Raw genomic sequence first — 18,854 nt, 5'->3', positions numbered from 1 at the left:
AGGAACTGAATAGCACAGCCGGTGCCGGGACCGGTAGTCTCGCGCGATGGCGCCAGTGGATTCCGGCCTCTTCGACCGACTCGAACGGTTCTACGACGCTTTGCCCCGCCCCTGGGCGCGGATCGAGGAGATCGGTGCGCTGACTCTCTTCGTCCGCGAGGGAGAGGGCTGGCCCTACTATGCCCGTCCGCGGCCGGGTTCGCACACCCCTTCGGCGGCAGACCTCGTCGAAACCCGCCGCCGGCAGCGCGACCTGGGCGTTCCCGAGGCTTTCGAGTGGGTTCACGAGAGCATGCCGGACCTGCTCCCGGTGGCCCGTTCGGCCGGGCTGGACGTGTTGCTGGCTCCCCTGCTGGTGCTGGACCCCGCGGCGCTCGTCCCCGACCTGCCGATCCGCGGCGCCAAGATCCGCTATCTGGACCCGGCAGCCGCCAGCTTCGCCGCCGATCTGGGCGCCTCCCATGCCGTCGCCCGCCTCGGCTTCGGCGCGCCGGCCTACCGCGCGCCCCTGGAGATGGCGGAGAACACACTGGTCATCGACGGTGCCGGCCCCGCCGAGCGGGACGCGGCCGAGGCGCCGAGCGAGGAGGCGGTGCGGCACGCGCGGGCCATGTTCGAGACCGGCGACTACATCACAGCCGTCGCCGAGTCCCCCGACGACGGCATCCTCGCCACCGCGACCGGCCAGCGCGTCGGCGACGTCGCGGAGATCGTCGGCGTCGCGACCCTGCCGTCGGCCCGCAACCGGGGGTACGCGTCGCAGCTCACCGCCACGCTCACCGGCCGGCTGCTGGCGACCGGGGTCGATCTCGTCCTGCTGTCGGCCGGGGACGACGACGTGGCCCGCCTCTACACCCGCGTCGGGTTCCGCCGGGTGGGCACCGCCTGCATCGCGTCACCGGCGGCCGCGTCCCTGTGATCTTCCGGGCCCGGGCGACTATCTCACTCTTCCCACCATCTGGTACGGGGTAAGCAGTCGGGCCATATTCGATCCTTACCTTCATGATCATTGTGAACGCTCACAGCGCTGCCGCCCGCACCACCGATCGAGTGATTTGCGTTCCCACAATCTGATCTCCCGCCCCGCCGGCATCGCCAGCCCCACGGGTCGCCGCGGGCCGCACACCACCACGGAGCCCCGCCGCGCCGCCGCGGCCGTCAGTCCGGCGGGGACCAGTCCGCTGCCGGGTTCAGGTTTCGGCGGCGGGACGCCGGTCCGGCCGGCCGCCACGGTCGTCACCTCGAAGCCGGTCCGGATCGCGCTGGCCGTTGGGCCGGAGCACGACGGCGGCCCGGGGCGCCGCGACCCGTTCCGCGCGTTCCAGGACGACGACCCGCCAACCGGTCCGGGAGAGCGCCCCGGCTGCGGCGAGCCCGGACATGGCCGCGCCGACGACCACAGCCGTACGCATGACGCGGGCCGGTGGTCAGTTCTTGTCGTCCGGCGAGGAGGCGGTCGGAACCGACTCCGACTCCGACCCGGACTCCGACCCTGACGCTGACTCCGCGGAAGATCCCGTGGGAGAGGACGCGGCGACGGGCGCCAAGATCCCGGTCCGCTGGTACTCCCGGAACCGCTCCTCGTCCACCACCTGATACGCGGTCGGCGTCTTCGCGGCAGCACCGCCACCAGCCGTGACGTCCACCTGCGAGACATCTTCCGAGGCATTCCCCGCGACAGCCTCCGCGGAGGACGGCGCGTCGATCGGCACCACGTACTCCCGGGGGCCGCGCACCACCACGAAGTACACCGCCGCCGCCAGGAACAGGATGATCGCGGTGAACACGTTGAGCCGGATGCCGAAGAAGTGGTTCGCCTCGTCGGTGCGCAGCATCTCGATCCAGGCGCGCCCGGCGGTGTAGAGCATCACGTAGAGCGCGAACGCCCGTCCACGGCCGAACTTGAACTTCCGGTCCAGCAGCCACACCACACCGGCGATGCCGAGGTCCCAGATCGCCTCGTACAGGAAGGTGGGGTGATAGAGCTCCGGCTTGGTGACCGGCTCGCCGTCGATCACGGTGGCGTGGCCGGGGTTGGCCGAGTCCATCTCGTGGATCTCGAGGCCCCACGGCAGCGTGGTGACCTTGCCGTAGAGCTCGTTGTTGAACCAGTTGCCGATCCGGCCGAGCGCCTGGGCCACCGGCAGCGCCGGGGCGAGCGCGTCGGCGAAGACGCTCAGCGGCAGGCCGATTTGCCGGGCCGCGATCCAGGCGCCGAGCGCGCCGCCGGCCACCGCGCCCCAGATGCCGAGGCCGCCCTCCCAGATGTAGAAGGCGCGGATCGGGTCGCCACCGGCGCCGAAGTAGTCCTGCGGCGAGGTGATCAGGTGGTAGATCCGGGCGCCGATGATGCCGAACGGCACCGCCCACACGACCATGTCCAGCGAGGTCCACGGGGCCACACCACGGTTGCGCAGGCGCTTCTCCATCAGGAGCGTGGCGACGACCATGCCGGCGATGATGCACAGCGCGTAGGCCCGAAGCGGGAAGGGTCCGAGATGCCACACGGACGTCGTCGGGCTGGGGATGGCGGCGATGTTCACGGGTGCACACGCTACCGCCGCGATACTGAGAGATGAGTGCCGGGCAGGGCTCCGATTTCATAAAGCCGTGCCCGGCGTCTCAGCGCTTTCTCAGCGGGTGCGTACGCCTTCGGCCAGTTCAGCGCTCAGGGCGCGAAGCCGCTCCAGCCCGGTCTTGCGGTCCGGTGCCTCGAGCACGCAGCGGATCAGCGCGCTGCCGACGATCACCCCGTCGGCGAACGCCGCCACCTCGGCGGCCTGTGCGCCGTTGCCGACACCGAGACCCACCCCGATCGGCATCGAGGGATCGGTCGCCCGGATCCGGGCCACCAGCTCCGGAGCCTGGGAGGAGACCGAGGTACGGGCGCCGGTCACGCCCATCAGCGCGGTGGCGTAGACGAAACCGCGGCAGTTCGCGAGGGTCATCGCGATGCGCTCGTCGGTCGAGCTCGGCGCGACCAGGAACGTACGGTCGATGTGGTGTTGATCTGAAGCGTCGATCCACTCGCCCGCCTCGTCCGGGATCAGGTCGGGCGTGATCAGCCCGGTGGCCCCGGCCGCCGCGAGGTCACGGGCGAACGCGTCGACACCGTACTTCTCGATCGGGTTCCAGTAGGTCATCAGCACCACGGTGGCGCCGGCCGACGAGACCGCGTCGATGATCTTCAGGGTGTCCCTGGTGCGGACACCGTTGGCGAGCGCGATGTCGCTCGCTTTCTGGATCACCGGGCCGTCCATGACCGGGTCCGAGTACGGCATCTCGACCTCGATGACGTCGCACCCCGCACGGTGCATCTCGATCATCTGCTCGATGCTGTCGTCGACCGTCGGGAAGCCGGCCGGCATGCAGCCGACCAGCACCGCGCGGTTCTCGGACTTCGCCTTCTCGAAGGTCGCCCCAATACGGTTTTGCATTCGGTTTTCCGCCGCGGGGTTAGCAGAGCTACTCACGTGTTCTCCCCGGGGACGACCGTCTCGACCGGGTCGAGGATGCCGAAGTAGGCGCCGGCCGTGTGCACGTCCTTGTCGCCGCGCCCGGACAGGTTGATCACGATGGTCGGGGTCCGGCCCAGCTCCTCGCGCAGCCGCGGCGCGATCTTCGCGGCCCCGGCCAGGGCGTGTGAGCTCTCGATCGCCGGGATGATCCCCTCGGTGCGGCAGAGCAGCTGGAACGCCGCCATCGCCTCGGCATCGGTGACCGGCTCGTAGGACGCCCGCCCGGTGTCGTGCAGCCAGGCATGCTCCGGGCCGACGCCCGGGTAGTCCAGGCCCGCCGAGATCGAGTGCGACTCGATGGTCTGCCCGTCGTCGTCCTGCAGCAGGTACGTCCGGTTGCCGTGCAGCACGCCCACCGAGCCACCGGTGATCGACGCCGCGTGCCGGCCGGTCTCCACGCCGTCGCCGCCGGCCTCGAAGCCGTAGAGGCGAACCGAGGAATCGGGCACGAACGCGTGGAAGATGCCGATGGCGTTGGAGCCGCCGCCGACACAGGCCGCCACGGCGTCCGGCAGCCTGCCGGTCAGCTCCAGGCACTGCGCCCGCGCCTCGACGCCGATGCCGCCGACGAAGTCGCGGACCAGCTCCGGGAACGGGTGCGGCCCGGCCGCGGTGCCGAGCAGGTAGTGGGTGGTGTCGACGGTCGTCACCCAGTCGCGGAGCGCCTCGTTGAGCGCGTCCTTCAGGGTGCGCGAGCCGTTCGTCACCGGGACCACGGTGGCGCCGAGCATCCGCATCCGGGCCACGTTGAGCGCCTGCCGCTCGGTGTCCATCTCGCCCATGTAGACCACGCACTCGAGGTCGAGCAGCGCGGCCGCCGTGGCGCTCGCGACACCGTGCTGGCCGGCGCCGGTCTCGGCGATCACCCGGGGCTTGCCCATCCGCTTGGCGAGCAGCGCCTGACCCAGCACGTTGCGCACCTTGTGGGCGCCGGTGTGGTTCAGGTCCTCCCGCTTCAGCAGGATCTCCGCGCCGAGCGCCTCGGAGAGCCGGGTCGCCCGGTACAGCAGGGACGGCACGCCGGCGTAGTTGAGCAGCAGGTCCTGGAACCGGGCCTGGAACTCCGGGTCCGCCTTCGCCGAGCGGTACGCCGCGTCCAGCTCGTCCAGCGCCTTGATCAGCGCTTCCGGCACGAACCGGCCGCCGTACCGCCCGAAGTGACCGGCCAGGTCGGGAAGCGAGGGCGCGGTCATCGGACCGGCCGGGGCGTCGCCGGGTGGTTGCCCGCGTTCACCAGTTCGGCCACCGCGTCCCGCGGCGACTTCTGGGTGACCAGGCCCTCGCCGACCAGCACCGCGTCGGCGCCGGCGGACGCGTACCGGATCAGGTCGTGCGGCCCGCGCACGCCGGACTCGGCGATCTTGACCACGTTGTTCGGCAGGCCCGGCGCGATGCGCTCGAAGACCGACCGGTCCACCTCGAGGGTGCGCAGGTCGCGGGCGTTGACCCCGATGACCTTCGCGTTCGCCTCCAGCGCCCGGTCCGCCTCCTCCTCGTTGTGCACCTCGACGAGGGCGGTCATGCCCAGCGACTCGATGCGCTCCAGGAGGCCGACCAGAACGTTCTGCTCGAGGGCCGCGACGATCAGCAGCACCAGGTCGGCGCCGTGTGCCCGCGCCTCGTGCACCTGATAGCTGGAGACCACGAAGTCCTTGCGCAGGACCGGGATCTTGACCGACTTGCGCACGGCGACGAGGTCGTCCAGCGAGCCGCCGAACCAGCGGCCCTCGGTGAGCACGCTGATGCAGCGCGCGCCGCCGGCCGCGTACTCCCCGGCCAGCTCGGCCGGGTCCGGGATGTCGGCGAGCGTGCCCTTGGACGGCGACGAGCGCTTCACCTCGGCGATCACCGCCACGCCGGGCTTGCGCAACGCGGCGTACGCGTCGATCGCGGGCGGAGCCGCCGCCGCGAGCTCACGCACCTTCTCCAGCGGCGTGCGCTCCTGGCGCGCCGCTACATCCTCACGCACACCGGCGAGGATTTCCTCGAGAACGTTCTGCGGAGCTTTCGCGGGGCCGCCACTGCCCGCTTCCGCCTGATCGGATGTCACGTAATGACTCCCCTCTCCGGGTGTCTTCGGCCCGATGCTAGGAGGTGACGGCCGCCCCCGCCCTGCCGGGGTATGGCGCGCCTCACGGATTGGGCTGGGGCATAATGCCAGGCTGCCCCGCGAAACTGTTTTCTCCCTCACATCCTCCGGCAAGTCCTCAAGCCGCTGCGCTGGGCCCCTTCCCCCGAACGGCCGATACCACGGCGCGTTGACCCTGACGTCACCGTGCGGAAATAGGACTCCACCATCATGTGACTCGGGCAGACTTGTCCCGGCAGCCCGTGCGTCCCGTACGCGTTTGCCGCCAGCCGGACGATGATTGCGGAGTCGACCTCATGGCCACTGTGACCCCCACCCAGCCCTTGGGTTTCGCCACCGTCTCCCGGACCCTGGTCGCGCTCGCGGCCGATGTCGTCACCGAGGTGCAGAAGGTGGTGGTGGGCCCGGAGAAGGTCCGCACCGCGCGGGACAACGCGTGGGCCGCCATCCAGGCCGACCGCGCCCGTGCCGAGGCTCGCGCCGAGACCAGCCGCGCCGTCGCCGCCATGATCAAGACGAGCCCGCGGCGCGCCGCCCGCGCGCAGAAACTGGTCGCCGCCCGCTGAAACACCCCATATGGGTGATTCAGCGAACGGTGGGATCTTCCCCTCGATCCAGCGCGTCCCACAGAGTCCTGCTGTCCGCCGAGACATCCGGCTGCGGCGGGGGCGCGCTGCTCCGCTCGTACCTCGCTGACATGGCCGACCAGAGATGGCCGTGCCGCGCGGCAAGCACGCCGCCCGCCGCGACGGCCGCGCCGCCCAGCACGCACGCCACCGGCCAGATCGCGGCTGCGGCGCCGGCCTCACCGGCGTCCAGCGTGACGCGCGCCAGCACGCCGCCGGCCACGATGCCCACGCCGATCAGCGCGAGCAGCACGCCCAGCCCGCGCCGCACCCTGCCCCGGGTGGCGAGCAGCGCGCCGGTCCCGGCCAGCGCGACCACCGCCAGCCCGATCAGCCAGGGCTGGGACTCGGCGCCGGTCTGCTCGGTGCGCAGGTCGGAGAGGCCGGTCCGGTGCTCGACCTGGACCGACCAGACCCGGGTCACGGCGTAGAGGGTGAGACCGGCGCCGGCCAGGCAGGCGGCGATCGCGGTGAGATGGGTCCGGCGGGTGGTCATCGGGCCGCGCGCAGGGTCTCGGCGGAGGCGATGGCGGCGAGCACGGCGGCCGCCTTGTTGCGGGTCTCCTGCTCCTCGGCGGGCGGGTCGGAGTCGGCCACGATGCCGGCGCCCGCGCCGACGTAGGCGACGCCGTCCTTGAGCAGCGCGGTCCGGATCGCGATCGCCATGTCCATGTCACCGGCGAATCCGAAGTAGCCGACCGTGCCGCCGTAGAGGCCGCGCCGGGTCGGCTCCAGCTCCTCGATGATCTCCATGGCCCGCACTTTCGGCGCCCCGGAGAGCGTGCCGGCCGGGAACGTCGCGGCCAGCGCGTCGAAGGCGGTGCGGTCCTCGCGCAGCTTGCCGACGACCGTGGAGACGATGTGCATGACGTGGCTGTACCGCTCGATGCGGGCGAACTCCGGCACCTCGACCGACCCCGGCTCGCAGACCCGGCCCAGGTCGTTGCGGCCCAGGTCGACGAGCATGACGTGCTCGGACCGCTCCTTCGGGTCGGCGAGCAGCTCGGCGGCGAGCGCGGCGTCCTGCTCCGGGGTGGCGCCCCGCCAGCGGGTGCCGGCGATCGGGTGCAACAGCGCGGTGCGGTTCGCGCTGACCTTGAGGTGCGCCTCCGGCGACGAGCCGACGATGTCGAAGTCGTCGAAGCGCAGCAGGTACATGTACGGGCTCGGGTTGGTGGCCCGCAGCACCCGGTAGACGTCGAGCGCGTTCGCGTCGGTCGGCCGCTCGAACCGCTGCGCCACCACGATCTGGAAGCACTCGCCGGCCCGGATCGCCTCCTTCGCCGTCTCCACCGCCTTCTGGTACTCCCCCGGCCCGGTCCGGCTGACCGGCTCACCGGCCGGTTGCCGGTCCACCGTGGAGACCATCGGCGGGGTGGGCCGGGACAGCGCGGTCGTCATCGCGTCCAGCCGGCCGACCGCCTGGTGGTAGGCGGCGAGCCGGGCCGCGTCGTCGGCGTCCTCGCCGAGCACCGCGTTCGCCACCAGCAGCGCCGACCCCTCGTGGTGGTCGAGCACCACCAGATCGGTGGCGAGCATCATGCCGATCTCGGGCAGCGGCACGTCGTCGGACGCGGTGGCCGGGAGCCGCTCGAACCGGCGGACCAGGTCGTAGCTGAGATAGCCGACCATGCCGCCGGTGAGCGGGGGCAGACCCTCCGCGGGCGCGGCCCCACCGGTCAGCGCGGCCACCGTCTCGCGCAGGGCCGCGACCGGATCACCCCCCAGCGGTACGCCTTCCGGAGGCGTCCCGAGCCATGCCGCCTGACCGTCCTTCTCCACCAGCGTCGCGGCGCTGCGGACACCGACGAAGGAGTACCGCGACCAGGCGACGCCCTGCTCCGCCGACTCCAGCAGGAAGGTGCCCGGCCCGCCGGCCAGCTTGGTGTAGACGCCGACCGGCGTCTCACCGTCCGCGAGCAGCTTGCGGGTGACCGGCACGACCCGTTTCCGGCTCCGCAGGAACTCCGACTCACCGGGTGTGGTGGCTCCGCTGGTCATGACTCCTCCACAGCCAGGTCGTCGGTGAAGCACGTGTGCGTGCCGGTGTGGCAGGCCGCGCCGGTCTGCACCACGGTGAGCAGCAGCGCGTCGCCGTCACAGTCCAGCGACACCTTCCGCACCTGCTGGTGGTGGCCGGAGGTGGCGCCCTTCACCCAGTACTCGTTCCGGCTGCGGGACCAGTAGGTGGCGCGGCCGGTGGCGAGCGTGCGGCGCAGCGCCTCGTCGTCCATCCAGGCGAGCATCAGGACGTCGCCGGTGCCGTGCTCCTGCACGATCGCGGCGACGAGTCCGTCCGGGTTGCGCTTGAGCCTGGCGGCGATCGCCGGGTCGAGGGTCGTCTCTGTTTCGGGTACGGGCACGGACTGGATTCTCCCCCATCCGTTCGCGCGCCGGTAACGACCCGCAGGGGGCCCACGATCCGGTAACCGGGGGTGTGCTGGGCCTTGCGGAGCGGTACCGTCGCCCAAGCGCGGTACGTGCCTGACTACCCGGCACCCGCCGCCCTGGGCGAGTCTGCGCACGTGACGACAGCCTTCGGTGGGTGCGCACTCGCGAACGGGAGTGGTGACAACCGAAATGGACCCGACGTCCAGCCCCGACAACACCCGGCCCTCACCCGGCCTCGCCCGCTTCTGGCAGGTCCGTCCCGATGCGGACGGCCCGGCCCCGGCGGCGTACCCGGCCGGGGAGGACGCGGAGATGGTGGCGCTCGGCTCCCGCCGCGGTCCGGAGCCCCCGGAGACGCCGGCCGACCTGCTCGCCGGTTTCGTGCGGCCGGCCGCGCCGATCCCGCCGACCGCCCCGGTTCCCCAGGTCGCGCAGATCCCCCAGGTCGCGCAGATCCCCCCGGTCGCACCGGGCCCTCTCGCACAGGTCCCTGCGGCTGCCTCCTCCGACCCGTTCGGACTGAACCGGGCGGCCCGGCGGTCCGGTCAGCGCTCTCCTGCCGGTGGCCGTCCGTTCTCCGGCACACCGGCCCGCGATCCTGATCACTCAGTCCCCACGGACGACCAGCCCGGGCCGGCTCAGGACGTAAAGTCCCAGGAGCCGGAGGCCGGTGACCCCGCTCCGAACCGGGACGGCGCCTTCGGCGGGTTCCGACTCGGCGGGACCGGGCGGTTCCTGTTCGGCGGCCGCACCCCGGCCGCCGCCGAGCCACCACCCGCGCCGGAGCCCGCGCCGGAACTCCCGGAGGACCGGCCCGCGGAAGCTCCGGTTGCGGAAGTCGCCGATCCCGGCGACTCTCTAGTCGCTGAAAAACCGGACGGCGACGAGCCGTCCGGAGCGACACCGGCGGACGAACCGGCGGCGGAGACGCCACCGGACGCCGATCAGGACGCCGCCGACAGGGCGGGGCCCAGCGACGAGAACGGACGTGAAGACATGAACGGACGGGCAGGGGCGCCCGGTTACGCCCAAACCGGCGAGGCGTCGGGCCCGGACGGCCAGGCGGCGCCCGGCGATTCCGGCGACACCGGCGAGGAGAAGCCCGCCGCTGCCGCCGGCTGGGCGACGGTGCCGAGCGCGAACCACCCCGTCACGCCGACCTCGGGCAGCCCGGCTGCCGGGCCGGTCTCCGGCGCTCCGGTCTCGCCCGGGTTCGCGTACCCGCCGGCGCAGGCGTTCACTCCGGACCACCCGCCGCTCGAGCCGGTCTCCGGCGCGCCGCACGCGGAGACTCCGGAGACGGTGACCGAGCCGGCCGCCGAGGCGCCCACGTCGGGCGCGCCGGTCTCCAGCGCGACCGCCGCGGCGATCCAGTACCCGACCGTGCAGATCCCGGCGACGCGTACCCCGCCGGACCTCGCGGCGGACCGGGCCAGCGAGACAGTGGCGCTGCCGCCGGCCGCCGACGGCGGGTACGGGTTCGGCCCGAGCGGCTACAGCCTGGGCCGCTCCGGCGGTGAGGCGTTCGGCGTCGCATCGGTGACCCCGGCCGCACCGGGCGCCGGTTCGGTGACACCGCCCCCGGCCGAGTTCACCTCGTTCTCGTTCCCGGACTCCGGTGTGACGGGCCTCTCCGTGGGCGGCGCCCGCCGCGGCGCCGAGGAGGACGGGCACTCGCTGACGCACCGCTCGGCCAGCCTGGAGGACGTCGAACCGATTCGCCGGACCGGCCGCCGGTCCACTGCGGACGAGGAGCCGCCCACCTACCAGGCCGAGGTCACTCGTACCGTCTGGGACGAGGACGCGGCGCGGCACTTCCGGGCGGCCTGGCACGAGGTGAAGGCGGAGTTCGTCGACGACCCGGTCAACGCTCTGACCCGGGCGCACGACCTGCTCACCGACGCGGTGAACGAGCTCACCGAGGTGCTGCTCGCGGAGCGGGACGACCTGGACCCGCTGCGCGGCACCGGCACGCCGGACACCGAGAGCATGCGGATGGCGATGCGCAACTACCGGGAGTTCCTGGAGCGGATCCTCTCCCTCTGAACAAGAGTAAGAACAGTGTGAGAACGGCAACGACGGGCGGCACCGGAAGGTGTCGCCCGTCGTCGTCTGTGGTTTGGTGTGCTCTGCCGTCCGCGGCACCGGCCGGCAGAGCACGAAGGTGGGATCCCGCAGCCCGACGGCGGCAGAAGGGGGCTGCGGGATCCCACCCGCTCAGGGAGCGCCCGGGGGCGCTAGGCGGCCGTGTGGCCGGCGGCGCTGTCCGACGTGCAACGCCGGCAGAGGATCGGGTGCAGCAGGTGCGCCAGGTCGTGCCGGTCGGTGACCGGGCGAGGGAAGGCCAGCCGGGCGCTGCGGTTCTTGCCCATCCGGACCAGGAAGCCGTACCTGTCCATCCGCACCACCCGCGGCTCGTCACCGGGCTTGGCGGCCGGGCCGAGCTGCCTCTTCACGTAGTCGCTCATCTCCTCGACGTGGTGGTCGGCGAGGTCGGCGATGAGGTCGAACTCGACGGTCCGCAGCGGATCCGGCGTCGCCTCGGCGTAGTCCTCCGGGTCGATCTCGATGAGGTTCTCGTTGCGCTCGTACCGGACCTCGGCGACGTCCATCCGGTAGAGCAGCTGGCTCTCGCCGATGTCGAGCAGGTCACCGCAGGCGTCGGTGTCCGCGTAGTCGAGCGCCGCGGCCCGGGCGTCCTCGCCGGTGAGCTGCACGGCCCAGCCGGACACCCAGACCCGGCCCAGCGTCGGAGAGGACGCCATCGGCGGCACGTCCCGGATGTCGAGGACGAGCGCGGTGTCGTCGTTTCCGTCCTGTGGCCGAAGCGCGGCGGCGAGGGTACCCTCGCTGGGCACTAGCAGAAGCACGCGACCCTGCGCGTCTGTCACGTGCCGGACCGGAACGGGTCCGGGACGGCAGGCGATGTGGGCCACGGCGGGCAGGTGACCGGCGGAAAGCGTGCGCGCGATCTCGGCGGGACTGGGTTGCATGACGAGCACCTCCGGGCACCGGTTAGGCTTACCTAAGTTAGGCAAGGCTTACCGTAACAGGAGATCTCTGTTGAACAACTCTCGACCCAAGGCGAAGCTCTCGCGAGCTCTCGGAATTCCGCTGACGCGTAAGTGCGTCAAGTACTTCGAGCGTCGTCCGTTCCCGCCGGGCGTGCACGGCCGGGGACGCCGGAAGAGCTCGGACTACCAGGTCCGGCTCCTGGAGAAGCAGCGGCTTCGCCACCAGTACAACATCAGCGAGGTCCAGATGCGGGCCGCGTACGACGCCGCGCACAAGGCCGAGGGCAAGACCGGCGAGACGATGGTCACGCTGCTCGAGCGCCGCCTCGACGCGACCGTGTTCCGCGCCGGCTTCACCCGGACCATCTACCAGGCCCGCCAGCTGGTCGTGCACGGTCACTTCACCGTGGACGGCAAGAAGGTGGACCGCCCCGGCTACAAGCTGAAGCCGGGTCAGGTCATCGAGGTCAAGGAGACCAGCCGCTCGAAGCCGCCGTTCCAGATCGCCGCGACCGGCACCCACATCGATGGGCCGACCGCGCCGTACCTGTCGACGGTCCTCGAGGAGCTGCGCACCACCGTGGTCCGGGCGCCGCAGCGCTCCGAGGTCCCGGTTCTCTGCGACGAGCAGCTGGTCGTGGAGTACTACGCCCGCTGATGAGGCGGCTCTCGAATCGCTGAGATGGCGGGTTTCTCGCCGCGGTTGCCCCGGCTGTTCAACAAGCCGGAGGCAGCCGCGGCGGGCGACGCGCTCATCTCACCGGGAAACAACCGGTCAGCGCGTCTGTTCCAACCAGCTGGCGTAGAGCTTGGCGTAGATCGAACCATCCTCGGCGACGAGGCGTGAGTGCGGGCCGCGTTGCACGACGCGGCCCGCGTCCACGACGATCACCTCGTCGGCGGCCTGAGCCGTCGACAACCGGTGCGCGATCGCCACCGTGGTCCGCCCGCGGGTGACCAGGTCAAGCGCGTGCTGCAGCCGCACCTCGGTGGCCGGGTCCACCGCGCTGGTCGCCTCGTCGAGCACCAGCAGATCCGGGTCGGCGACGTAGGCCCGTACCAATGCCACCAATTGCCGCTCCCCCACGCTGAGCGCCTCGCCGCGCTCGCCCACCGGGGTTTCGAGCCCGGCCGGCAGGCCGGCGAGCCAATCGCCGAGCCCGAGCTCGCCGAAGGCCTCCCGCAGCTGATCGTCGGAGAGGCCCGGCTCGGCGAACCGGATGTTCTCGGCCACCGTCGCGTCGAAGAGGAAGCCGTCCTGCGGCACCATCACCACGCGCGAGCGCAGCGACGAGAACCGCACCGAGGTGAGCGGCGTCCCGCCCAGCAGAACCTCGCCCGCGGCGGGGTCCATCAGGCGGGTGAGCAGCTTCGCGAACGTGGTCTTGCCGCTGCCCGTCTCCCCCACCACCGCGACCTTCGTCCTGGCCGGAATCTCCAGATCGACGTCGGCGAGCACGATCGGCCCACCGGGGTAGCGGAACGACACGTCGGCGAACCGCACCGACAGCGGGCCCACCGGCAGCGGCACACCCCGGTCGTCCGGGTCGGCCACGTCCGGCTCGACGTCCAGCACGTCCAGGATCCGGCGCCAGCCCGCAACCGCGTTCTGCGCCTCGTTCAGCATGTCGGTGGCGATCTGCACCGGCTGGATGAAGAGCGTCACCAGGAACAGGAACGCGGTGAGCTGTCCCACCGTGAGGCCGCCGTCCACACCGAGCAGCGTGCCGGCCACCACCACGCCGGCCAGCGCCAGCCCGGCGCCGATCTCACCACTGGAGAAGCTGGTCACGCTGGTCTTGAGCGCCTTCTGCTGCGCCACCCGCAGGTCGTCGATCGCGGTGTCCAGGCGCCGGCCGGTGCGGTCCGCCACCCCGTAGGAGCGGATCACGGTGGCGCCGACCACGCTCTCGGCGACGGCGCCCAGCATCACGCCGGTGCGCTCGCGGACCGTGCCGTAGACGGACGCGAGCCGCTTCTGGAAGAGCCGGATCACCGCGACCGCCGGGCCGAACGCGAGCAGCACCACGATGGTGAGCTGCCAGGAGTAGACCGCCATCACCACGGTGGAGACGATCAGCTGGCCGCTGGCGAGCAGCAACTGGATGCCACCGGTCTGCAGGAACTGGGAGATCTGGTCGACGTCGCTCGTCACCCGGGACACCATCGAGCCGCGCCGCTCGGACTGCTGGTGCAGCATCGACAGGTCGTGGATGTGCCGGAAGGTCCGGGAGCGCAGCGCGCCGAGCGCCGTCTCGCTGACCGTGAAGAGCCGCCGGGTCATCAGGTACCCGCAGAGCGTGGAGATCATCAGCGCGACGAGCGTCAGCAGGACCACGGTGAGCACGACGCCCGGGTCCGGGCCGCCCGGCGCGTTGATCCCCCGGTCGATGCCCTGCTGGATGGCGATCGGCACGGCCACCCGGCCGGCCATCTGCAGCATCGCCAGACCGATCGTGCCGGCGATGCCGGTGCGCAGCTCCGGGGAGAGCGCCAGCCCCCGCTTGATCGTCGCGACGGTTCCGTCGGCGCTCATCGGTTCTCCGCCTTCTCGTACGCGGTGACCAGGTCGGCGTAACCCGGCTGCGCCGCCATCAGCTCACGATGTGTCCCGGTCGCCACCACCCGGCCCTGGTGCAGGTAGACCACCTGGTCGGCGAGGGCGATGGTGGCCCGCCGGTACGCCACGACCAGGATCGAGGCGCCCGCGTCCCCGTCCCGCAGCGCGCCGAGCACGGCGGCCTCCACACGCGGATCAACCGCGCTCGTCGCGTCGTCCAGGACCAGCAGACGCGGGCGTCCAGCGAGCGCGCGGGCCAGGGTGAGCCGTTGCCGCTGCCCGCCGGAGAGCGAGGTGCCACGTTCGCCGACCTCGGTGTCCAGCCCGTCCGGCAGGCCCGCGGTGAACCGGTCGGCCTGCGCCAGCCGCAGCGCGTGCCACACCCGGTCGTCGTCGACGCCGGGCCGGTCCAGGGAGATGTTGCCGCGCACGGTGTCGTCGAAGACGAACGGGATCTGCGGTACCAGCGCGGCCGCGCCGGCCAGGGCGGCGGCGGACAGGTCGGGCAGTTTCACCCCGTCCAGGGCGACGCTGCCGGAGTCCGGGTCGACCAGGCGGATGGCGAGCGCGGCGATCGTGGACTTGCCGGAACCGGTCGCGCCGACCAGGGCCACGGTCTTGCCGGGCGGGACGGTGAACGTCACGTCCTCCAGGACGGCCGGGCCCTGGGCGTAGCGGTAACTCACCTGCTCGAAGCGGAGCTCGGCGGGGCCGCTGCCGGGGACTGTCGCATCCCCGTACCGAAGGTCGCCCTCGGCCGAAAGGACGGCCTGGACCCTCTCCCATCCGGCCACGCTGCGCGGCAGCTCGCCGACCACCCACCCGATCGCGCGCACCGGGAACGCCAGAACGGTGAAAAGGAACGCGACGCTGACCAGCTCGGACACGCTTATCGCCCCGCTCTGCAGCCGCCACGTGCCGATCAGCAGCACGGCGAGCGTGCCGACGCTGGGCAGGCTGTCCATCAGCGGGTCGAAGACGCCGCGCAGCCGGCCCACCGAGATCAGCGCGTCGCGCAGCTCGGTGACGAAGACGCCGAACCGGCGGGACTCGTCCGCCTCCCGGCCCATCGTCTTGACCACCAGGGCGCCGTCGAAGCTCTCGTGCGCCACCGCGCTGACCTTGGCACGCATCCGCTGGGCGTGGATCTGCCGCGGCGACATCCGCCGGGAGTAGGCCAGGTTCAGCGCGAACAGGGTCGGGAAGAGCGCGACCCCGACCAGCGCGAGCACCCAGTCGGTGAGGAAGAGCGCGATCATCGCTCCGAAGATCATCACGATCGTGCCGACCGCGAACGGCAGTGGCGCGATCGGCCCGAAGGAGGCCTCCACGTCGGAGTTCGCGTTGGAGAGCAGGGTGCCGGTGGCGTGCCGCTGATGCCAGGCCGGCGGCAGCGACAGATAGCGCCGGGTCACCGCCCGCCGATACCGCGCCTGCAGCCGGAACTGCATGTATCCGGCGCCGAGACGCCGGCCGAAGATGCTCGCCACGCGCAGCCCGCTGATGCCCACCAGGAGCGCCACGACAAGCGCGAGCGAGGCGGTGCGCACGCTCCCGGCCGCGAACGCCGGCACGATCACGTGGCCGGTGACGAAGCCGACCACGTACGAGTTGGCAATGATCAAGAAACCGAAGACGCTGCTGCCGATCGAGCTGATCACGAAGAGCCGTGGCTCGGTCCGGATCGCCTGGCCGAGCACACGCAGTCCCCGTCCCAGCACGTCATTGCTGGCCCTGCCGCTCAATGTCCTACCCGACTGGTAAGTGTTCGCCGGGGCTCCCGGCCTTACCTGTCCATCCTGCCGAATCAACAACTTGTTTACATTGTGTGCAGCGTTACACCGACTAGGATCGACCGGTGACGAACTATGCCCGTCGGGAACGTGCCCTCCTCGCCGACCTGATGCTCAGCACGGGGCCGGAGGCGCCCACGCTCTGCGAGGGCTGGACCACACGCGACCTGGCCGCCCACCTCGTCGTCCGGGAGCGCCGGCCGGACGCCTCGGCCGGCATGATGATCAAACCCCTTGCCGGGTACGGGGAGAGGATCCGCCTGTCCCGTGCCGCCCTACCCTACGAGCAACTCGTCGACCAGGTGCGCAACCCGCCGTCCTGGGGGCTGATGACCAACCCGGTGGTCGACCCGCTCGCCAACACGCTGGAGTTCTTCATTCACCACGAGGACGTGCGCCGCGCTGCGCCGGGCTGGCAGCCGCGCGCCCTGACGCCCGGGTTCGAGGCCTCGCTGTGGCGGACCGTGAAACTCATCTCCCGTGCCTCGCTGCGCCGGCTGGGCATCGCCGCCGAGATCACGCCGACCGGCCTCGCGCCCGCGCTGACCGGCGACAACCCGCAGGTCTCGGTGCGCGGCGACGCCGGTGAGCTGGCGGTCTTCTTCTTCGGGCGGCAGCGCGCCGCGCGGGTGACCGTCGAGGGCGATCCGGCCGTCGCCGAGCGGCTGCGCACCGCGAAACTGGGCGTGTGAACAGGTCGATCCGACCACCCGGGCCGGCCTCACTGCTCGCCTGACTCGCCATCGCGGCCGGCGCGGTGATCCATGGCTTCGTCACAGCGCGTATCCCGGCGGCGTCACCGCGCCCTGACAAACAGCTGTGAGCCCGGCGGCGCTCTGGACCTCACATGGGGGCTGACTAGGATAGAGGGCGTTCCGCCGGTGAAGTTGGTTGATCCCGCAGTCTAGCCGTGGTGCCGGACACATATTACTGTGCGGTAACACCGACGTTACCAGCTCCCCGTTCAGGTCGAAGGCGGCGCCCGATATGGCTCTCGAGGTTCCCTACCGGTCAATTCCGGACATGCTCTTTCAGCGCGTGGCGAAAACCCCCGATGCCCGGGCGCTGGCGAAGCCGAACGCGACCGACACCGGTCCCGAGTGGCTGACCTGGCGCCAGGTCGGCGACCGCTGCCGAGCCATCGGCGCCGGTCTGCGCGAGCTGGGCGTCGGCCTGGAGGACCGGGTCGCGATCCTCTCCAACACCCGGCTCGAGTGGATCCTCGCCGACCTCGGGATCAACGTGGCCGGCGCGGCCGCGACCACCGTCTACCCGACCACCGAGCCGGAGGACACCCAGTTCATCGTCTCCGACTCCGGGTCGAAGGTGCTGATCGCGGAGAACGCGAAGCAGGCGCTGAAGATCTCCGGCGTGGAGACGGCCGTGACCAAGGTGGTGATCATCGAGGGGCCCGCCGACGCCGGCGCAACCCCGCCGCAGATCACCCTGGCCGAGCTCGAGGAGCTCGGCGCCGCGGCCCTGCGGGCGAACCCGTCGCTGATCGACGACGTGGTGTCCCAGCTCAGCCCGGACAACGTCGCCACCCTGATCTACACCTCCGGCACCACCGGCCGCCCCAAGGGCGTCGAGCTGCTGCACAAGGGCTGGACCTGGGAGGGGGTGGCGCAGGAGGACTTGGGCCTCTTCTCCCCGGACGACCTGCACTACCTCTGGCTGCCGATGTCGCACGCGTTCGGCAAGACGCTGCTCTGCGGCATCGTGCACGTGGGCGTCCCGACCTACGTCGACGGCCGGGTGGACCGGCTGATCGACCTCCTCGCGGTGATCAAGCCGACGCTGATGTGCGCCCCGCCCCGCATCTTCGAGAAGGTCTACAACAAGACCGTCACGAGCGGCACGGCCGGCGGCGGCCTCAAGCCGAAGATCTTCGCCTGGGCGGTCGCGACCGGCAAGAAGAGGGTCGCGCTGCAGCAGGCCGGCAAGCCGGTCCCGGCGGGCCTGGCCCTGCAGTACTCGATCGCCGAGAAACTGGTCTTCTCGAAACTCCAGCAGAAGCTCGGCGGCAACCTGCGGGTGCTGGTCAGCGGCTCGGCGGCGCTGAGCCGGGACATCTCGGAGTTCTTCGCGGCGGCGAACCTGCCGATCCTCGAGGGCTACGGCATGACCGAGGCCTGCGCGGCGAACGTGGTGAACCGCCGCGGCAAGCTCAAGATCGGGACGGTCGGCCAGCCGGTCGGCGACCTCGAGGTGCGCATCGACACCGACGGCGAGGTGCTGCTGCGCGGCGCGCCGGTCATGCGGGGTTACCACAACCTGCCGGAGGCCACCGCCGAGGCGTTCACCGAGGACGGCTTCCTGCGCACCGGTGACATCGGCGAGCTCGACGCCGACGGCTACCTGAAGATCACGGACCGGAAGAAGGACCTGGTCAAGACGTCCGGCGGCAAGTTCATCGCCCCCTCGGCGATCGAGGGCGCGTTCAAGGCGGTCTGCCCGTACACGTCGCAGGCGATCGTCATCGGTCAGAACCGCAACTTCGTCACCATGCTGATCTCGCTCGACGAGGACGCGATCACGGCGTGGGCGCAGAGCGGCCCGCTCGCCGGCAAGAGCTACCCGGAGATCGTGGCCGCGCCGGAGACCGAGAAACTGGTCGAGGGCTTCATCGCCGAGCTCAACGGCAAGCTGAACCGCTGGGAGACGATCAAGAAGTTCGCGATCCTCCCCCGCGACCTCAGCATCGAGGCCGGCGAGGTCACCCCGTCCATGAAGATCAAGCGGCGCAGCGTGGAGACCAACTTCGCCGAGCAGATCGACAAGATGTACGCGGGATCGCTCGCCCAGCTCTGACCTGGACATTCGCAACGGGGCCGGATCTGTCCGGCCCCGTTTTCCGTGCGCT

At 71.4% G+C, this 18,854-nt stretch carries 17 protein-coding genes; 6 read left to right on the top strand and 11 right to left on the bottom strand.

Annotated features, from left to right (window positions below; genetic code table 11):
* Positions 1 to 46: 46 nt before the first annotated feature.
* The gene (locus AMIS_RS07900; protein ID WP_014441687.1) at positions 47 to 919 is read left to right on the top strand and encodes a GNAT family N-acetyltransferase; all 873 of its coding nucleotides are present in this window, start codon (positions 47 to 49) and stop codon (positions 917 to 919) included.
* A 271-nt stretch (positions 920 to 1,190) separates the two neighbouring features.
* Here the strand turns inward: AMIS_RS07900 and AMIS_RS07895 are convergent, their stop codons facing one another.
* The 5 genes from AMIS_RS07895 to trpC all read right to left on the bottom strand — a co-directional run bounded on the left by AMIS_RS07895 (position 1,191) and on the right by trpC (position 5,568).
* Positions 1,191 to 1,412 (bottom strand): NAD(P)-binding protein, encoded by a 222-nt coding sequence (locus AMIS_RS07895; RefSeq protein WP_014441686.1) that lies wholly within the window; start codon positions 1,410 to 1,412, stop codon positions 1,191 to 1,193.
* A 15-nt stretch (positions 1,413 to 1,427) separates the two neighbouring features.
* Positions 1,428 to 2,543 carry a prolipoprotein diacylglyceryl transferase gene (gene lgt / locus AMIS_RS07890; RefSeq protein WP_014441685.1) on the bottom strand — a complete coding sequence of 372 codons (1,116 nt, stop codon included), beginning with the start codon at positions 2,541 to 2,543 and terminating at the stop codon, positions 1,428 to 1,430.
* A 90-nt stretch (positions 2,544 to 2,633) separates the two neighbouring features.
* Positions 2,634 to 3,437 carry a tryptophan synthase subunit alpha gene (trpA, locus tag AMIS_RS07885; RefSeq protein WP_041829614.1) on the bottom strand — a complete coding sequence of 268 codons (804 nt, stop codon included), beginning with the start codon at positions 3,435 to 3,437 and terminating at the stop codon, positions 2,634 to 2,636.
* A gap of 32 nt (positions 3,438 to 3,469) precedes the next feature.
* Positions 3,470 to 4,711 (bottom strand): tryptophan synthase subunit beta, encoded by a 1,242-nt coding sequence (gene trpB / locus AMIS_RS07880; protein WP_014441683.1) that lies wholly within the window; start codon positions 4,709 to 4,711, stop codon positions 3,470 to 3,472.
* Positions 4,708 to 5,568: an indole-3-glycerol phosphate synthase TrpC gene (trpC, locus tag AMIS_RS07875; protein ID WP_014441682.1), complete on the bottom strand. Its 861-nt coding sequence runs from the start codon at positions 5,566 to 5,568 to the stop codon at positions 4,708 to 4,710. Before trpC ends, trpB begins: the two co-directional genes overlap by 4 nt.
* 335 nt (positions 5,569 to 5,903) lie before the next feature.
* Between trpC and AMIS_RS07870 the strand changes: the two genes are divergently transcribed.
* The gene (locus AMIS_RS07870) at positions 5,904 to 6,173 is read left to right on the top strand and encodes a hypothetical protein (protein WP_014441681.1); all 270 of its coding nucleotides are present in this window, start codon (positions 5,904 to 5,906) and stop codon (positions 6,171 to 6,173) included.
* Positions 6,174 to 6,192: 19 nt separating this feature from the next.
* On the opposite strand, the gene AMIS_RS07865 is transcribed toward AMIS_RS07870, so the two are convergent.
* From AMIS_RS07865 to hisI, 3 genes are read right to left on the bottom strand one after another with little or no spacing between them, the layout of a single operon-like run.
* Positions 6,193 to 6,729 carry a Trp biosynthesis-associated membrane protein gene (locus AMIS_RS07865; RefSeq protein ID WP_014441680.1) on the bottom strand — a complete coding sequence of 179 codons (537 nt, stop codon included), beginning with the start codon at positions 6,727 to 6,729 and terminating at the stop codon, positions 6,193 to 6,195.
* Positions 6,726 to 8,234 carry an anthranilate synthase component I gene (locus AMIS_RS07860; protein ID WP_014441679.1) on the bottom strand — a complete coding sequence of 503 codons (1,509 nt, stop codon included), beginning with the start codon at positions 8,232 to 8,234 and terminating at the stop codon, positions 6,726 to 6,728. The genes AMIS_RS07865 and AMIS_RS07860 overlap by 4 nt, the downstream gene beginning before the upstream one ends.
* Positions 8,231 to 8,596, bottom strand: coding sequence for a phosphoribosyl-AMP cyclohydrolase (gene hisI / locus AMIS_RS07855; RefSeq protein WP_014441678.1), 366 nt, complete (start codon positions 8,594 to 8,596; stop codon positions 8,231 to 8,233). Before hisI ends, AMIS_RS07860 begins: the two co-directional genes overlap by 4 nt.
* A gap of 205 nt (positions 8,597 to 8,801) precedes the next feature.
* On the opposite strand from hisI, the gene AMIS_RS42350 reads away from it, so the two are divergent.
* The gene (locus tag AMIS_RS42350) at positions 8,802 to 10,670 is read left to right on the top strand and encodes a hypothetical protein (protein ID WP_157434767.1); all 1,869 of its coding nucleotides are present in this window, start codon (positions 8,802 to 8,804) and stop codon (positions 10,668 to 10,670) included.
* Positions 10,671 to 10,861: 191 nt separating this feature from the next.
* On the opposite strand, the gene AMIS_RS07845 is transcribed toward AMIS_RS42350, so the two are convergent.
* Entirely contained in the window at positions 10,862 to 11,617 is a 756-nt protein-coding gene (locus AMIS_RS07845; RefSeq protein WP_014441676.1) for a DUF2470 domain-containing protein, read from the bottom strand.
* Between the two features lie 70 nt (positions 11,618 to 11,687).
* On the opposite strand from AMIS_RS07845, the gene rpsD reads away from it, so the two are divergent.
* The gene (rpsD, locus tag AMIS_RS07840; RefSeq protein ID WP_014441675.1) at positions 11,688 to 12,296 is read left to right on the top strand and encodes a 30S ribosomal protein S4; all 609 of its coding nucleotides are present in this window, start codon (positions 11,688 to 11,690) and stop codon (positions 12,294 to 12,296) included.
* Positions 12,297 to 12,413: 117 nt separating this feature from the next.
* On the opposite strand, the gene AMIS_RS07835 is transcribed toward rpsD, so the two are convergent.
* A complete protein-coding gene (locus AMIS_RS07835) occupies positions 12,414 to 14,174 on the bottom strand; it encodes an ABC transporter ATP-binding protein (RefSeq protein ID WP_014441674.1) in 1,761 nt (586 codons plus the stop codon).
* A complete protein-coding gene (locus tag AMIS_RS07830) occupies positions 14,171 to 15,943 on the bottom strand; it encodes an ABC transporter ATP-binding protein (protein WP_172666570.1) in 1,773 nt (590 codons plus the stop codon). The genes AMIS_RS07835 and AMIS_RS07830 overlap by 4 nt, the downstream gene beginning before the upstream one ends.
* Before the next feature lie 113 nt (positions 15,944 to 16,056).
* On the opposite strand from AMIS_RS07830, the gene AMIS_RS07825 reads away from it, so the two are divergent.
* Both AMIS_RS07825 and AMIS_RS07820 read left to right on the top strand, forming a co-directional pair.
* Complete coding sequence (locus AMIS_RS07825; protein WP_014441672.1) at positions 16,057 to 16,683, top strand: TIGR03085 family metal-binding protein; 627 nt, start codon at positions 16,057 to 16,059, stop codon at positions 16,681 to 16,683.
* Between the two features lie 295 nt (positions 16,684 to 16,978).
* The gene (locus tag AMIS_RS07820) at positions 16,979 to 18,802 is read left to right on the top strand and encodes an AMP-dependent synthetase/ligase (protein ID WP_014441671.1); all 1,824 of its coding nucleotides are present in this window, start codon (positions 16,979 to 16,981) and stop codon (positions 18,800 to 18,802) included.
* Positions 18,803 to 18,854 lie beyond the last annotated feature (52 nt).

Origin of the sequence: Actinoplanes missouriensis 431 (assembly GCF_000284295.1) — a bacterium.
In the GTDB taxonomy this organism is placed as follows: Bacteria; Actinomycetota; Actinomycetes; order Mycobacteriales; family Micromonosporaceae; genus Actinoplanes; species Actinoplanes missouriensis.
Note: the sequence above shows the minus strand (reverse complement) of the source record. Positions and strands in the feature narration are given on the sequence as shown.